The sequence below is a fragment of the uncultured Roseobacter sp. genome (assembly GCF_947501835.1).
GTDB lineage: Bacteria > Pseudomonadota > Alphaproteobacteria > Rhodobacterales > Rhodobacteraceae > Roseobacter.
Map to the genome: position 1 here is coordinate 12,731 of NZ_CANMXR010000006.1, position 15,634 is coordinate 28,364.

16 protein-coding genes are annotated in these 15,634 nt (G+C 60.5%); 10 read left to right on the top strand and 6 right to left on the bottom strand.

Translation table 11 applies throughout. The annotated features are described in order from the left end of the window. The first annotated feature begins 70 nt into the window (after window positions 1-70). Complete coding sequence (aroC, locus tag Q1A20_RS13370; RefSeq protein WP_299401871.1) at window positions 71-1,171, top strand: chorismate synthase; 1,101 nt, start codon at window positions 71-73, stop codon at window positions 1,169-1,171. Here aroC and Q1A20_RS13375 read toward each other — a convergent pair. Continuing rightward, the gene (locus Q1A20_RS13375; protein ID WP_299401872.1) at window positions 1,168-1,761 is read right to left on the bottom strand and encodes a TetR/AcrR family transcriptional regulator; all 594 of its coding nucleotides are present in this window, start codon (window positions 1,759-1,761) and stop codon (window positions 1,168-1,170) included. The genes aroC and Q1A20_RS13375 overlap by 4 nt on opposite strands. A 143-nt stretch (window positions 1,762-1,904) precedes the next feature. Between Q1A20_RS13375 and Q1A20_RS13380 the strand changes: the two genes are divergently transcribed. The 4 genes from Q1A20_RS13380 (at window position 1,905) to Q1A20_RS13395 (ending at window position 4,604) form a co-directional block, all read left to right on the top strand. Further along, on the top strand, window positions 1,905-2,285 hold the full coding sequence (locus Q1A20_RS13380; protein WP_299401873.1) for a DM13 domain-containing protein: 381 nt from the start codon (window positions 1,905-1,907) through the stop codon (window positions 2,283-2,285). A gap of 71 nt (window positions 2,286-2,356) precedes the next feature. Continuing rightward, window positions 2,357-3,331: a DMT family transporter gene (locus Q1A20_RS13385; RefSeq protein ID WP_299401874.1), complete on the top strand. Its 975-nt coding sequence runs from the start codon at window positions 2,357-2,359 to the stop codon at window positions 3,329-3,331. Window positions 3,332-3,347: 16 nt separating this feature from the next. Next, a complete protein-coding gene (gene cobO / locus Q1A20_RS13390; protein WP_299401875.1) occupies window positions 3,348-3,947 on the top strand; it encodes a cob(I)yrinic acid a,c-diamide adenosyltransferase in 600 nt (199 codons plus the stop codon). Between the two features lie 42 nt (window positions 3,948-3,989). Beyond that, on the top strand, window positions 3,990-4,604 hold the full coding sequence (locus Q1A20_RS13395; protein WP_299401876.1) for a DUF6434 domain-containing protein: 615 nt from the start codon (window positions 3,990-3,992) through the stop codon (window positions 4,602-4,604). Here Q1A20_RS13395 and Q1A20_RS13400 read toward each other — a convergent pair. Both Q1A20_RS13400 and Q1A20_RS13405 read right to left on the bottom strand, forming a co-directional pair. Then, complete coding sequence (locus Q1A20_RS13400; RefSeq protein ID WP_299917105.1) at window positions 4,601-6,169, bottom strand: alkaline phosphatase D family protein; 1,569 nt, start codon at window positions 6,167-6,169, stop codon at window positions 4,601-4,603. The genes Q1A20_RS13395 and Q1A20_RS13400 overlap by 4 nt on opposite strands. A 132-nt stretch (window positions 6,170-6,301) precedes the next feature. Further along, window positions 6,302-7,171: a branched-chain amino acid aminotransferase gene (locus tag Q1A20_RS13405; RefSeq protein ID WP_299401878.1), complete on the bottom strand. Its 870-nt coding sequence runs from the start codon at window positions 7,169-7,171 to the stop codon at window positions 6,302-6,304. A 170-nt stretch (window positions 7,172-7,341) separates the two neighbouring features. Here Q1A20_RS13405 and Q1A20_RS13410 point away from each other — a divergent pair, with 170 nt between their 5' ends. From Q1A20_RS13410 to dxs, 5 genes are all read left to right on the top strand, one after another. Further along, window positions 7,342-7,854, top strand: coding sequence for a MarR family transcriptional regulator (locus Q1A20_RS13410; RefSeq protein WP_298969168.1), 513 nt, complete (start codon window positions 7,342-7,344; stop codon window positions 7,852-7,854). Continuing rightward, the gene (locus Q1A20_RS13415; RefSeq protein WP_298969169.1) at window positions 7,851-8,552 is read left to right on the top strand and encodes a response regulator; all 702 of its coding nucleotides are present in this window, start codon (window positions 7,851-7,853) and stop codon (window positions 8,550-8,552) included. Before Q1A20_RS13410 ends, Q1A20_RS13415 begins: the two co-directional genes overlap by 4 nt. 148 nt (window positions 8,553-8,700) lie before the next feature. Then, entirely contained in the window at window positions 8,701-8,943 is a 243-nt protein-coding gene (locus tag Q1A20_RS13420) for an exodeoxyribonuclease VII small subunit (RefSeq protein ID WP_298969171.1), read from the top strand. A gap of 2 nt (window positions 8,944-8,945) precedes the next feature. After that, a complete protein-coding gene (locus Q1A20_RS13425; RefSeq protein WP_299917107.1) occupies window positions 8,946-9,815 on the top strand; it encodes a polyprenyl synthetase family protein in 870 nt (289 codons plus the stop codon). Between the two features lie 10 nt (window positions 9,816-9,825). Further along, window positions 9,826-11,757, top strand: coding sequence for a 1-deoxy-D-xylulose-5-phosphate synthase (gene dxs / locus Q1A20_RS13430; RefSeq protein ID WP_299737404.1), 1,932 nt, complete (start codon window positions 9,826-9,828; stop codon window positions 11,755-11,757). A gap of 75 nt (window positions 11,758-11,832) precedes the next feature. On the opposite strand, the gene Q1A20_RS13435 is transcribed toward dxs, so the two are convergent. From Q1A20_RS13435 to Q1A20_RS13445, 3 genes are read right to left on the bottom strand one after another with little or no spacing between them, the layout of a single operon-like run. Beyond that, window positions 11,833-12,711 (bottom strand): SDR family oxidoreductase, encoded by an 879-nt coding sequence (locus Q1A20_RS13435; RefSeq protein WP_299401882.1) that lies wholly within the window; start codon window positions 12,709-12,711, stop codon window positions 11,833-11,835. Between the two features lie 53 nt (window positions 12,712-12,764). Continuing rightward, a complete protein-coding gene (locus Q1A20_RS13440; protein ID WP_299401883.1) occupies window positions 12,765-13,544 on the bottom strand; it encodes a carnitinyl-CoA dehydratase in 780 nt (259 codons plus the stop codon). Beyond that, entirely contained in the window at window positions 13,541-15,580 is a 2,040-nt protein-coding gene (locus Q1A20_RS13445) for an acetate--CoA ligase family protein (protein WP_299401884.1), read from the bottom strand. The genes Q1A20_RS13440 and Q1A20_RS13445 overlap by 4 nt, the downstream gene beginning before the upstream one ends. Window positions 15,581-15,634: the final 54 nt, after the last annotated feature.

A 15,634-nucleotide genomic window follows, 5' to 3' on the forward strand; every position in this document is an offset into this window, starting at 1 on the left:
ATTGGCAAGCGATAAGCTCTTGAGGCGGCAGGCCCGCCCGGCTAAGCACCGTCGCAAAGGAGCGTTTGCGATGTCGATCAACAGTTTTGGCCATCTTTTCCGCGTGACCACATGGGGGGAAAGCCACGGGCCTGCCCTGGGCGCGACGGTAGATGGTTGCCCGCCCGGTGTGGCGATTGACGCGGCGATGATCCAGCATTGGATGGACAAGCGCAAACCGGGACAGAACAAATACACCACGCAGCGCCGCGAGGCGGATGAGGTGCGTATTCTGTCAGGTGTGTTCGAAGGGGTGACGACAGGCACCCCGGTGCAGCTGATGATCGAGAACACGGATCAACGCTCGAAAGACTATGGAGATATCAAGGACAAGTTCCGCCCGGGTCATGCGGATATCACCTATTACCAGAAGTACGGGGTGCGTGATTATCGCGGGGGCGGTCGGTCAAGCGCGCGCGAAACGGCGGCGCGCGTTGCTGCGGGCGGTCTTGCGCGCGCGGTGATTGCGTCGCTTGTCCCGGGCGTCTGGATTAAGGGGTATATGACCCAGATGGGGCCGCACGCCATCGACCGGGACCGGTTTGATTGGGATCAGATTGATCAGAACCCGTTCTGGGTGCCCGATGGGCAGGCGGCGGAGGACTGGGCCGGTTATCTGGATGGGTTGCGCAAATCCGGCAGTTCCGTGGGTGCGATCATCGAAGTTGTCGCACGGGGTGTGCCCGCTGGCTTGGGCGCCCCGGTCTACGGCAAGCTCGACACCGATCTGGCCGCGGCGATGATGAGCATCAATGCCGTCAAGGGCGTGGAGATCGGCGAGGGCATGTCCGCTGCCATGCTGACGGGTGAGCTCAATGCGGATGAAATCACCATGGGGCCGGACGGGCCAATCTATTCATCCAATCATGCGGGCGGCATCTTGGGCGGGATCAGCACCGGACAGGACATCGTGGTACGGTTTGCGGTGAAACCGACTTCGAGCATCCTGACCACACGGCGTACGATCACGACATCAGGCGAAGAGACCGAAATCATCACCAAGGGTCGGCATGACCCCTGTGTCGGCATTCGCGCGGTGCCAGTGGGTGAGGCGATGATGGCCTGCGTTCTGCTGGACCACATGTTGCTGCACCGCGGTCAGGTTGGCGAAAATCAGGGGCTTATCGGCTAGGTGCTTTCAACGTCGAGAAGCCGCGCGATGCTCTCGATACTTTGCTCAACAATGCCCAGCGGCATGCGGGACCGGGCCAGCACACGCAACCCGATGTATTGCGTGAGCAGGACGTTGGCCAGGGCACGCTGCTCCGCTTCCGGCAGGCCGGCATGCACCGGCGACGCACGTAAAGCCGCCTCCAGACCTTCGCGAATACCGCTCATCCCCTTTTCAACCGCCGCCGCGATGTCCGGGTCCGACATTTCAAACCCAGCGGCGGCTGAGCACAGCAGACACCCGCGCGTGTCCCCCGCCGCCACGGCGGCATAAAGGGCGGCGAAAAGGCTGACAATTCGGTCACGACCGTCCGGTACGGATGCATTGGTCAGCCGCGCTTTGGCTGCCCCTACCGCTTCGTCGTCGTAATGGGCGAGCACCAGCAGGAACAGGTTCTTCTTATCCTTGAAAGCCTTGTAAAGACTGCCCCGGGTCAACCCCATGCCCTCCAGCAGGTCAGGCAAGGACGCGTCAAGATAGCCCTTTTCCCAGAAAACGGCTGTCGCCTTCCTAATCGCATCATCCGTGTCGAATTCTCTGGGTCGGGCCATCTGCGTCTCCTTCCGATAGGCATGATATAGTTCGGAACTGATTGTTACACAACTCACGCAGACGTGTATTGTACTGTTCGGTTCCAAACCATAGTTTGCCTGCATCACCAACCGCAACCGCACAAAACAGAAAGACCGACCCCATGAAAATCCTCATCAACGCTTTCCTCGCCTTGAGCCTCACAGTGCTTGCCACCTTTGGCGCATCCGCGGGCACTTCCGGCAGCTTTATCGGCAAGAGCGATCACATCACCACCGGTGGTGTCACCATCGTCAAAAACGCCGACGGCACGGCAACGGTCACGCTGGACGAAAATTTCTCGCTGGACGGTGCGCCAGACCCCCGTGTCGCCTTTGGCAAGGACGGCAGCTACGCCCCTGAGGCGGATCTGGGTGTGTTGCAAAAACTGAACGGCAAGCAGGTCTATACCGTGCCCGCATCCGTGAACATCGAAGACTACAACGAAATCTACATCTGGTGTCTGAAATTCTCGGTGCCGCTTGGCGTCGCCGCTTTGAACTGATGTGACGAAAGGTCGGGCGCGGCTTCCCTTGCGCGCTTGATCTTTCCCTTCCAGGGGCGCAAGAGATGCCCATGGCCCAAGACCTCACCGAACATCGTCCCGGCCGCGCAATTGCCCTCAAGCTTTGCGCGGTTTTTCTGTTCATGGTCATGGCCGCGATCATCAAGAGCGTGTCGGGCAAGGTCCCACCAGGTGAAGCCGTCTTCTTCCGATCGTTCTTTGCCATTCCGGTGATCGCGGTCTGGCTGGCGCAACGGGGTCAGCTGCGCCAGGGCCTGATCCCCTCAAACCTCATGGGCCACGTGTGGCGCGGCATCTTCGGCACCTCGGCCATGGGATTGACCTTTGCCGGGCTGGGGTTGCTGCCACTGCCGGAAGTCACCGCCATCGGCTACGCCACACCGATGTTCGCAGTCCTTTTTGCCGCGCTCTTTCTGGGGGAGCGGGTGCGTCTGATCCGCCTCTCTGCGGTAGCACTTGGCCTTGTTGGGGTGATGATTGTCATCGCACCACGCCTGAGCGTGGGGGCCGATGAGATGTCGCGCGCCGCGACTTTGGGTGCGGCGATGGTTCTGATCGCATCGATCCTGCGCGCGATGGTACAGATCCACGTACGCCGGCTGGTGCAAACCGATCATACCGCAGCCATCGTGTTTTACTTCTCCGTGACAGCGACCGGCCTTGCGCTTTTGTCCGCGCCGATTGGCTGGGTTGTGGATCATCCCGCATTTGTCTGGGTCTGGCCGGAGACCTCCGTGGTGCTGATGCTGATCGCTGCCGGTCTCATCGGCGGCATTGCCCAGATCATGGTGACTTCCTCCTATCGCTTCGGTGGTGCGTCTATGCTCGCACCCTTTGACTACGCGTCGATGATCTTTGCGAGTATCATCGGGTATGTGGCCTTTGACGAAGTGCCGACCGGGCCCATTGTGCTTGGCGCCAGCCTTGTGATTGCAGGCGGTGTTCTGATCATTTGGCGCGAACGCCAATTGGGGCTGGACCGCAGCAAATCGAAGCCCAATATGCCACCCTCAGGTGCCCCTTAACCAAAGGATGATCAGGATGAGTGACGCGGAGACCCACAAGGAAGAAATGAAGAAGGTGCAGGCCAAGCACCGCGCCAAGGTTGCCGAAGCCCAGGATCCGGAAAAGGGTCTTGTGCTGGTGCACACTGGCAAGGGTAAGGGCAAATCCTCCAGCGCTTTTGGCGTGGTCATTCGCGCGCTGGGCTGGAAACAGACTGTGGGCGTGGTGCAGTTCATCAAAGGCAAGTGGATCACCGGCGAACGTCGGTTTTTTGACCAGTTGGGGAATGTGACCTGGCACACCATGGGCGAGGGTTTCACCTGGGATACGCAGGACAAGGAGCGCGACATCGCTGCGGCCCAGGCGGCTTTTGCCAAGGCGGTCGAGATGATGGAGAGCGGGGATTACGACCTGGTCGTGCTGGATGAGATCAACATCGCACTGCGGTATGACTATCTCGACGTGCACGAGGTGATCAACAACCTGAAGGGTCGCCACAAACGCACTGGCGTGATCCTCACCGGACGCGATGCCAAGCCCGAGTTGATGGAATATGCCGATCTGGTCACCGAGATGACCGAAGTCAAACATCCCTACCAAGCTGGCATAAAGGCACAGCGCGGGGTGGATTTCTGAGGCTGGCGAAACATCTTGCCCTCAAAATCCAGGATGTGAGCGATGCCAAGGAAAGCAGAAAACCGACCTGACATCGCGTCGATCACCAGCGGTGCGGAATTGCGCCGCTGGTATTGGCTGAAGGCCGAACTCGACGTGCAAGCCAAGGCCTGTGGGCTGCGCCGATCGGGCGGCAAATTCACGATACTGGAGCGTTTGGCGCATTTTCTCGATACGGGTGAGACCTCCTGGCCCGGTGACGTGAAGCTCACGCCCAGGTCAAAATTTGACTGGCACAGCGCCGATCTGACGCCGCAGACGGTGATCACCGACAGCTACCGAAACTCACAGAATGTGCGGCGGTTTTTTAAGCAGCATGCCGATCCCAAATTCAAGTTCAACATCGCTTTCATGGCGTGGATGAAAGAAAATACCGGCAAAACGCTTGCTGACGCCGTTGCCGAATACAAACGGCAACGGGTGGAGGTCGCGAGACCGGGCTATCAAAGCGATATTGCCCACCACAATCAGTTCAACCAATACACGCGTGATTTTCTGGCGGATAACCCGGATATGGGCATGTCCGACGTGCGCAAATACTGGGCCCTGAAACGCGACATGCCGTCCGAGAATGGACGGCATGCCTATTCGAGGTCGGACTTGGACCTTACTGATTAAATGCTGACCCCTTTCGGATCCAGCGTCACCGCGTAAAGCTCTGTGTCTGCGCGATCCATCAGCCGTACTTTCATCTGCTGCGTCTGCGCATCGATATCCACCAACCCGAAAAACTGCAGGCCAGCGCTGGGCGGCAGGTTGACACCTTGCTCTTCTGTCGGCGCTTTGATGAATTTCACTTCGGCGCCAAAGGTGCCGTCCATCTCATTCGGCCCGAAGGTGCCCGCGTGCAGTGGGCCGGACACGAACTCCCAGAAGGGCTCGAAATCCTGGAACTGCGCCTTGTCCGGATTGTAGTAATGCGCGGCGGTGTAATGCACATCCGCGGTGAACCAGACCGTATTGTCGATCTTGGCGGTCTTGATAAAGCGCAGCAGTTCTGCGACCTCAACCTCGCGCCCCATCGCCGGGCCGCTGGTACCATCCGCGATGCCTTCCGCGCCCGCCTGTTCGCGGAAATTGTCCCAGACAATCAGGCCGATGGGTTGGTCGGAGGCGATCACCTTCCACGTGGCCTTGGATGCGGCCAGTTCGCGTTTCAGCCATGCCATCTGCTCCGCGCCCAGTACCCGCTGATCATCGGTCAATTCGGTGGTCGGCGTGGCCGTGTTCGGCCCCCGGTAGCTGCGCAAATCGAGGAAGAAGACATCCAGCATCGGGCCATAGTTGATCTTGCGATAGACGCGGTTCGGCTCTTCGGGTGTGATCCGCAGCGGGGTCATCTCATGGAAGGCGCGTGTGGCGCGGGCCTGCAACAAATGCACCGATTTCTCGGTGTAGCGGTCATCGGCCATCATGTCCTTGCTGTCGGACCAGTTGTTCACCACCTCATGGTCGTCCCACTGCATGAAAGTTGGCACGGTTGCGTTCATCTGACGGACGTGTTCGTCGAGCAGGTTGTACTTCCATTGACCGCGGAATTCGTCCAGCGTCTCGGCCACCTTGCGCTTTTCATCGGGCAGCACGACGTTTTTCCAGATGACCTCGCCGTCTTTTTCCACCTCGTCCTGCATCGGCCCATCGGCATAGATGGTATCCCCGGAATGGATGAAGAAATCGGGCTGGTGTTGCGCCATCGTGGTATAGGTGGCCATGCCCTGATCGTCGATGCCCCAGCCCTGACCGGCGGTATCGCCGGACCAGGCAAACCGGATGTCACGCCGGGCCATCGGTGCGGTGCGGAAGCGCCCGACCAGCGGCTCAGAGACCGCGTTCACATCACTGAGATCGGTCGCGACAAAGCGGTAAAAGATGTCCTGATCCGATGGCAGGTCACGCACCAGGCGTTTGATCGCCATGTCGCTGGAGGGGATGGCGTCCATTGAGGCCAGGCGCCGCACATCGGCAAAGCTCTCCGTGGTGGACACCTCCATGCTGACGCGCGCGGGTCGATCCGTGCGCGTCCAGATCATGCCTGACGACGTATCGACGTCCCCCGATTGAACACCATGCGTGAAAACCGGGCGTGACCCTGCACGGCTGAGGCTGGGCATGGCGAGGCTGGCGGCAAAGGCGGTGGAGCCGGCCAGAACGGCGCGGCGGGTGGGACGAATGAGTCGTGTCATGAAGGTCTCCATGTGGCGATTGGCTACCGCGACATGGGACACCTTCTCTGTGACGTCCGTGGCACACCCGTGTAACGGGTATGAAAAACTTTTGTGACGCCTGCGTTTGTGCACAGGCGTCACAGTGTTCCATTAGCTGCGCACGAGCGTCTCATAGCTTTCGGCAATCTCGCGGGTGATGCTGCCGACCTCGAAGTTATAGTCGCCGATCTGACCCACGGGTGTGACTTCAGCCGCCGTCCCGGTCAGCCAGCATTGCTCAAACCCTTCCAGCTCTTCCGGCATGATGTGGCGCTCATGCACCTTGATCTGACGGTCCTTCAGCATACCGATCACGGTCTGCCGGGTGATCCCGTTGAGGAAGCAATCCGGGTCCGGCGTGTGCACTTCGCCGTCTTTGACAAAGAAGATATTGGCGCCCGTCGCTTCGGCCACATAGCCGCGGTAGTCGAACATCATCGCGTCCGAGCACCCCTTGGCTTCTGCCGCGTGCTTGGACATGGTACAGATCATATAGAGGCCCGCAGCCTTGGCATGACTGGGGATCGTCTCCGGGCTTGGGCGCTTCCATTTGGAGATGTCGAGCTTGGCACCCTTCATCTTGGCGTCCCCGTAATAGGCGCCCCATTCCCAGGCGGCGATGGCCAGTTGCACCGGGTTGCGGGCGGAGGCAACCCCCATGTCCTCACCGGCACCACGCCAGGCGATGGCGCGCACATAGGCATCCTGCAGGCCACTGGCGGCAAGCACCTCGACCTTGGCCGCCTCGATTTCATCCACGGTGTAGGGGATTTCGAAGTCGATCATCTGGGCCGATCGGACCAAACGTTCGGAATGCTCGCGGCTTTTGAAAATCTTGCCGTTATAGGCGCGCTCCCCCTCGAAGACCGAGGAGGCATAGTGCATTGCATGGGTCAGAATATGGACGTTGGCCTCGCGCCATTCGGTCATTTGACCGTTCATCCAGATCTTGCCATCGCGATCATTGTAAGCGCCTGCCATCGTCTTTCCTTCCTGGGTTCGTCGCAAACTTTTCAAATATTGCGCAAAATACGTCCGATACGGTCATAAAGTTGCGCAAAAGATGCGATTCGATAGCCCTTCACCCTTGGAATGTCAACAACACTGACATATGCTGACACAGATTAGAGCGATAGTTATTGAGGCATGGTATGGCAGACGGTCGGAGCACGACGGCCCAGAGCGGTGAAAACCTTCTGTTTTTGACCGACGAACAATTGCGACAGGGGATCGAGGCGATGTTCTTTGCCTATCGTGGTTTCACCGCCGACCCGGATCGCATTCTGGCCGATATGGCATACGGCCGCGCACATCACCGTGCCGTGCACTTCATCAATCGCGCGCCGGGCACCACGGTCAATAATTTGCTCAACATTCTTGGCGTTACGAAACAATCGCTCAACCGTGTCTTGCGCACGTTGATCGAGGATGGTCTGGTAGAGAGCAAAGTTGGCAAGCTCGACAAACGCGAGCGGCATTTGTTTTTGACAGAGGAAGGGCAGGCGCTGGAACAGAAACTCTCGGATGCGCAGCGCGCGCGGATGCGGATGGCCTTTCGCGATGCGGGGCCGGACGCGGTTGCCGGCTTTCGGCAGGTGCTGGAAGCCATGATGGACCGCGAAATGCGCTATGCCTATACGCGGCTGCGGGATAGCGGCACATGAGCGACATGGATGCACATCTGCTGATCGTTGACGACGATGAACGTATTCGGACCTTGTTGCAGAAATTCCTGATGCGGAGCGGTTTTCTGGTGACTGCCGCACGAGATGCAGCCCATGCGCGGCGCATTCTGTCGGGTCTGGATTTCGATCTGATCGTCCTGGACGTGATGATGCCGGGCGAAGACGGTCTGACGCTGACGAAATCGCTGCGGGAAACCCGCGCCGTGCCGATCCTTCTGCTGACGGCCAAGGGGGAGACCGGCAATCGGATCGAAGGGTTGGAGGCCGGGGCAGATGATTACCTCGCCAAACCGTTCGAGCCCAAGGAGTTGTTGTTGCGGATCAACGCCATCCTGCGCCGTATGCCGGAGGCGCCTGTTGACCAGACAGCGCCCAAGGTGCTTACGCTGGGCACCATCCGCTACGACATGGAGCGCGGCGAGATGTGGCAGGGCGAGGATCTTGTGCGGTTGACCGCAACCGAGATGCAGTTGATGAAAATCTTCTCCGCCAGCTGCAATGAACCCATCAGCCGCGCGAAGCTGGTGGAAGAGCTGGGGCGTGACCGCGGGCAGGCGCAGGAACGTGCGGTGGATGTTCAGATCACCCGGTTGCGGCGCAAGATCGAAGAAGACCCCAAGCAGCCGCGCTATCTGCAAACCGTGCGCGGCGCGGGGTACATGCTGGCGCCGGAATAGGAGGCCGGGGGCATTGGGGGCTGTCTGCCCCCGGCCCTGACGGGCCTCCCCCGAGGATATTTCTGGCCAGAAGAAAGGGGCGGTGGGCTGGCACCGCGCTGAAATACCCGCTAGAAAACTGCCAGCGCACAGACAGGACGTTCCAACCATGACCGATACACCCGTAGATCAGATGAGTTTCGAGCAGGCGATGGCCGAGCTGGAAAAAGTGCTGGGTCAGTTGGAGCGCGGGGATGTGGCGCTGGATGAGAGCATCGCACTTTATGAACGGGGCGCGGCCCTGAAAGCGCGCTGCGAGACGAAGCTGAAAGAGGCCGAAGAAAAGGTGGCCGCCATCACCCTGGACGGTGAGGGTACCCCGACGGGAACAAAACCGGCTGAAGGGCTCTGAGCATGTTTGCCGACCGTCTGGGCGACGCCGCCCAGACCATTCAACACCACTTTGATCTGATCCTTGGCGCTTTGGACGCTCTGCCCGTGGTGGAGGCCATGGCGCATGCAACACATGGCGGCAAACGCTTGCGCGGTTTTCTGGTGTTGGAAAGCGCGCGGCTGCATGGGATTGATGCGTCACGGGCGATCTGGCCCGCGACCGGTATCGAAGCCTTGCATGCCTATTCTTTGGTGCATGATGACCTGCCCTGCATGGACGATGATGATCTGCGCCGTGGGCAACCGACGGTTCACAAGAAATGGGACGAGGCGACAGCGGTGCTGGCAGGGGACGCGCTGCAAACGCTGGCGTTTGAATTGGTCAGCCGGGAAGAAACCAGCCCCAACGCTGCGGTACGCGCGGAATTGGCGCTGCGCCTGGCACGGGCAAGTGGGGCACAGGGGATGGTGCTGGGGCAGGCGCTGGATATCGCCGCTGAAACCGCGCAAACACCACTGACATTGCAGGAAATCACCGCACTGCAACAAGGCAAGACCGGCGCATTGATCGAATGGTCGGCAACCGCAGGCGCTTGCATGGCGCAGGCTGATACGACCGCGTTGCAGGCCTATGCGCGCGCGCTTGGGCTGGCCTTTCAGATTGCGGATGATGTTCTGGATGTCACGGGCGATACTATCACGGTCGGTAAAGCGGTGGGCAAAGACGCGGATGCGGGCAAAGCAACCTTCGTGTCCCTTTTGGGCCTTGAAGCGGCGCGCAAACGCGCGTCTGAACTGGTGGAGACGGCCTGCGACAGCCTGGCGGGTTACGGAAAAGACGCAGACACTTTAAAAGAGGCTGCGCGCTTCGTTGTGACACGCGCGCATTGAGAGACAGATCATGACGTCAAAGCGACCCGATACCCCCTTGCTCGACACCGTTCAGCGGCCTGCCGATATGAAACAGCTGACGGACCGGCAGTTGACGCAGCTGGCGCATGAATTGCGGTCCGAGACGGTGTCGGCGGTCTCCGTCACCGGTGGCCATCTGGGCGCGGGGCTTGGCGTTGTGGAACTGACCGTGGCGTTGCATGCGATCTTCGACACGCCGCGCGACAAGATCATCTGGGACGTCGGCCACCAGTGTTACCCACACAAGATCCTGACGGAGCGCCGGGATCGCATCCGAACCCTGCGCATGAAGGACGGGTTGAGCGGATTCACCAAGCGTAAAGAATCGCCCTACGATCCCTTTGGCGCGGCGCATAGTTCGACCTCGATCTCGGCGGCTTTGGGGTTTGCCGTGGCACGGGATCTGGGCGGGGTGGTGCCCGAAGGTCTGGGCGACGCCATCGCGGTGATTGGTGATGGTTCGATGAGCGCGGGCATGGCCTATGAGGCAATGAACAACGCAGGCCATTTGGGCAAACGTCTGATCGTGATCCTGAACGACAATGAAATGTCCATCGCGCCACCGGTGGGCGCGATGTCGACCTATCTCAGTCGGCTCTATGCGGAAGAACCGTTCCAGGATCTTAAGGCCGCAGCCAAAGGCGCCGTGAGCCTGCTGCCGGAACCCTTCCGCGAAGGGGCCAAGCGGGCCAAGGACATTCTCAAGGGCATGGCCGTAGGCGGGACTCTGTTTGAGCAACTGGGGTTTTCCTATCTGGGCCCCATCGACGGACATGACATGGACCAGCTGCTGCCGGTCCTGCGCACGGTCAAGGCGCGCGCCACGGGTCCGATCCTCATCCATGTGCTAACCAAGAAGGGCAAAGGCTACGAACCCGCCGAAACCGCCCGCGACAAGGGCCACGCCACGGCCAAATTCGATGTGGTAACGGGCGAGCAGAAAAAAGCCCCCTCCAATGCGCCAAGCTACACCCGCGTCTTTGCCGACAGCCTGCTGCAGGAGGCTGCGGAGGACGACAAGATTTGCGCGATCACTGCGGCAATGCCGGATGGAACTGGCCTGAACCTCTTTGCTGAACGCTATCCCAGCCGCTGCTTTGATGTGGGCATCGCGGAGCAGCATGGTGTGACCTTCTCCGCCGGGCTGGCGGCGGGCGGTATGAAACCCTTCTGCGCGCTTTACTCGACCTTCTTGCAGCGCGGGTACGATCAGGTGGTGCATGACGTGGCCATTCAACGGCTGCCTGTACGCTTTGCCATTGACCGTGCCGGATTGGTCGGGGCGGATGGGGCCACCCACGCGGGTGCATTTGATGTGGCCTATCTGGCCAATCTGCCCGGCTTTGTGGTGATGGCGGCTGCGGATGAGGCGGAACTCAAACATATGGTGGCCACTGCCGCCGCCTACGACGACGGACCCATCGCCTTTCGTTTCCCCCGTGGCGAGGGTCAGGGTGTGGAAATGCCGGAGCGCGGCACGCCGCTTGAGATTGGCAAGGGGCGGATCATCTCTGCGGGCGCCCGCGTTGCGCTCTTGTCTTTTGGTACCCGTCTGGCAGAAGTCGAAAAAGCGGCCGAGGCGTTGTCGGCGCGTGGAATCACCCCGACCGTCGCCGATGCGCGGTTTGCCAAGCCGCTGGATCGCGAGTTGATCCTCAATCTCGCGGCAGAGCATGAAGCGTTGATCACCATCGAAGAAGGGGCGGTGGGCGGTTTCGGCAGCCACGTCGCCCAATTGCTGAGCGAGGAGGCGGTTTTCGACACCGGCCTGAAATACCGCTCCATGGTGCTGCCCGATATTTTCATTGATCAGGCGAGCCCGGCGGACATGTACGCGGTGGCAGGCATGAATGCCTCGGATATCGAGAGCAAAGTTCTGGACGTTCTGGGTGTCGCGCAGATTGGCGAAGCGCGGGCCTGAGAGCAACCGCCCGGAAGGTGATGCGAGGAGGCGCCGACGCCACCCCTGTTCACCCAACGCCCATTTTAAACACGCTCACGCTTTTCCAGCAGACTCGTTCTGGCTTTCTGCACGCAGTAAAGCCGCCAATCCGGCGCGGTAATCCGGGTACAGCAAGGTCACGCCAAGTTCGTGTTTGATCCGGTCGTTCCGCACCTTCTTGCTTTCGGCATAAAAGCTGCGCGCCATCGGCGTCATATCCGCAGTCTCGAAATCCACCGCTGGCGGCAAGGGCAGTCCCAGAAGCTCAGCCGCATGGGCGATGACATCCTGCGGCGGCGCGGGATCGTCATCACAGAGGTTATAGACCGCGCCGGGATTGGGCTGCGCCAGCGAGGCCTCCAGCACCTGGGCGATATCTTCAACATGAATGCGCGAAAACACCTGCCCTTTCTTGATAATCCGGCGCGCCGTGCCATTGCGGACCTTGGCAAAGGGGCCACGCCCGGGCCCGTAGATGCCAGCAAGCCGAAAGATATGCAGCTTCAGGCCCGGGACCCCCTGCCACGCGGCCTCTGCCTCAACGCGTGCCAGTCCGCGCGCCGTTGAGGGGGTCAGCGGGGAGGTTTCATCCACCCATCCCCCCTGGTGATCGCCGTAAACGCCGGTGGTGGAGAGATATCCAGCCCAATCCAACCGGCGCGCTGCGGCCTCGATTTCGGGGCGCATCACGGCCAGTGTCGGATCGCCCTCCGGCCCCGGCCCGGCGGAAACCAGCAGGGCATCTGCCTGTTCCAGCGCGGCGTTCAAATCCGTGCCGGGCCAAATCACCGGCTCAACCCCCGTTGCGGCGATCTCTTCGGCCTTGTCTGCGCTGCGGGTTGTCCCGATCACGCGCCATCCGTTCGGGATCAATCGCGCCGCAAGCGCGCGCGCACTAAAACCGTGGCCAATGGAAAGAAGTGTCTTTGTCATGCGCTCAAAGTGAACGTCTCAGCGGCAAGGTTCAAGCGCGGAACGCGAGGAGGCTAACGCCCTTTCCACACGGGATCGCGTTTTTCGGCAAAGGCGCGCGCGCCCTCAAGCTGATCCTCGGAGGCATAGAGGCGATCCACCGTTTCCAGCTGACGTTTGGTGATACGGTTCATCGCGTCCTGGAACTTCGCATCTTCCGCATCACGCACGATTTCCTTGATCGCCGCATAGACAAGCGGCGGCCCGGAGGCGAGCAATTCCGCCAGCGCCCAGGCGCGGTCCATCAGCGCATCCGCAGGCAGGATTTCATTGACCAGCCCCCAGTTTTTAGCCTCGGAAGCGTCAAACCAGCGCCCGGTCAGCAAAAGCTCCATCGCAATGTGATAGGGGATGCGTTTCGGTAATTTCACAGAAGCAGCGTCAGCCACGGTCCCGGAACGGATCTCGGGCAGTGCAAATGTCGCATGGTCTGCGGCCAGAATCATATCCGCACTCAGCGCCAGTTCCAGCCCGCCGCCACAGGCAATACCGTTCACCGCCGCGATCACGGGTTTGTTCATCCCGCGCAATTCCTGCAATCCGCCAAAGCCGCCGACACCGTAATCGCCATCCACCGCGTCGCCCTCCGCTGCCGCCTTCAGGTCCCATCCGGGACAGAAAAACTTCTCACCACCGCCGGTCAGGATGGCGACGCGCAGGTCGGGATCGTCCCGAAAATCTGCAAAGACCTGCCCCATGATGCGGGAGGTTTCCAGATCAATGGCGTTCGCTTTGGGCCGGTCCAATGTGACCAGCAAGACGGCCCCTTTTCGGGTGGTTTTGATCGGGTTCATTTAAGCCTCCTTGGACGTGTGGGGGGGGACATTAGGACCAGCGCATCCGCCGCCACGGCGCGTTCCGGGGTACATATGAGCGGATTGACCTCAACCTCGCTGATTGCGTCTGCATGCGCAATGACGCAAGCCTGCACAGCCATGACGGCGGCGATGATTGCATCCATATGCGCAGCGGGCCTGCCCCGATATCCGGTTAGAAGCGGATAGGTTTTGAGCGTTTTCAGCGCGTCTGCGACCTGCGCTTCCGTCACGGGCAACAAGAGCGATACGCTGTCCTGCCACAGTTCGGTCAAGACACCGCCTGTCCCGAGGGTCAGCACAAAACCATGGGCCGCATCGCGCGTCACTCCAACGAGCAGTTCCGCAACCGCCCCCTGCACCATTTCCTCTACGAGAAAGCTGTTGGCCGACATTTCCCGGGCGGCCTTGGTCAGCGCCTCGTGGGTCAGATTCAGCCGAACCGCCCCCGCTTCGGATTTATGCGCGCTACCTTGCCCTTTCAAAACCAGCGGCGCTGCCAGCCCGCGTGCCTTGCTTGCATCCGGGGCGCGATCAGAAACGATGCTGTTCGGCGTTGGCAAACCGTATCGCCGTAGCAGCGTTTTGGCCTCGGCCTCGCTCAGCATGATGGACGCCCGTTCAGCCCCCGGGGGTACGGGCGGAACATCATCCGGTGGCCTTATGCTGGCGGCTGCCTCGGCGGCGCGCATGGCCTCGCACAGACCGCATATCGGTGTCACACCCGCAGCCATCAGGCGATCCGACACATCCGGTGGCATCAGCTCAGGCAGTGTCGCGACCACGGCCACGGGGCGTCCGCTGCGCGCGCGCACGGCAATGGCCGCTTGCGTCGCACTTTCCCAATCACTTGCGTCGGTGTGCGGGTAATCAATGACCAGCATCAGCAAACCGATGTGGGATGCCGCCATCGGCAGCCAGGCCGCCGTCATTTTTGCGACATCTCCCCAGATATAAGTATGATAATCCAAGGGGTTGGAAAGTGCCACCATTGGACCCAGCGCATCAGACAATTCAGTCTTTTGCACCGCCTCTAGGGGTGGAAAATGCAGGTGCATATTGGTCGCCGTATCTGCCGCCAGACTGGCCTCACCCCCCGAGCAACTGATGCAAGACAGCGCGTTGGTCTCAAGCGGGCCATTGCAGTGCAGCAGCTTCAAGGTCTCCAGAAAACTGGGCAGATCGTCCAGACGGGCGATGCCGAGCCGCCGCAAAAGTGCGGTGGCGCCCGCATCGCTCCCAGCCAAAGACGCGGTATGGGAGACGGTTGCGGTTTGCGCCTGCTCCGATGCACCAACCTTCAGCGCGATCAATGGCACCGCCTTATCGCGCGCCTTCAGCGCCAGGGCATGCCATGCACTGGGATCCCCAAACCCCTCGACATGCAGGCCGATGGCCGTGATCCGTGGATCATCCAGCAGGGCCATCGCGATCTCGGCCTGGCCGATCTGCGCCATGTTTCCGCAGGTCACGACGGCGGCAATCGGCAGCCCCCGCCGCTGCATGGTCAGGTTGATCGCGATGTTGGAACTTTGCGTCAGGATGGCGACGCCCCGATCGACCCGCTTGCACCCGTGCTGATCCGGCCAGAGCAGCGCGCCATCCAATGCATTGATGAACCCATAGCAATTGGGGCCAAGGATTGGCATGTCGCCCGCTGCGGCAACAAGCTCGGCCTGCAATTTTTTGCTCTGCGCATCTTCAGATGCCGCTTCGGAAAAGCCCGAGGCGAAACACACCGCCCCGCCTGCCCTCATGTCCGACAGAGCTTTTACGGTCTGAATGGTGGCATTCCGGTTGACCCCAATAAAAACCGCATCGGGCGGTCCCGGCAAATCTCTAACATCCACAACTGCCTTGACGCCTGCAACCTCGATCCGCTCCGGATGCACCAACCAGATCTGTCCCGAAAAGCCTATTTTCTGCGCCTGCATGATGACCTGACGACACCACGCACCACCACCAATCACCGCAATGGACTGCGGCGCCAGCAACCGCGAAAGATCACGCCTCATCACGGCCCTGCCGGTTTCTTCTGGCCCAAAATATCCCCGCCGGAGGCATAAAAC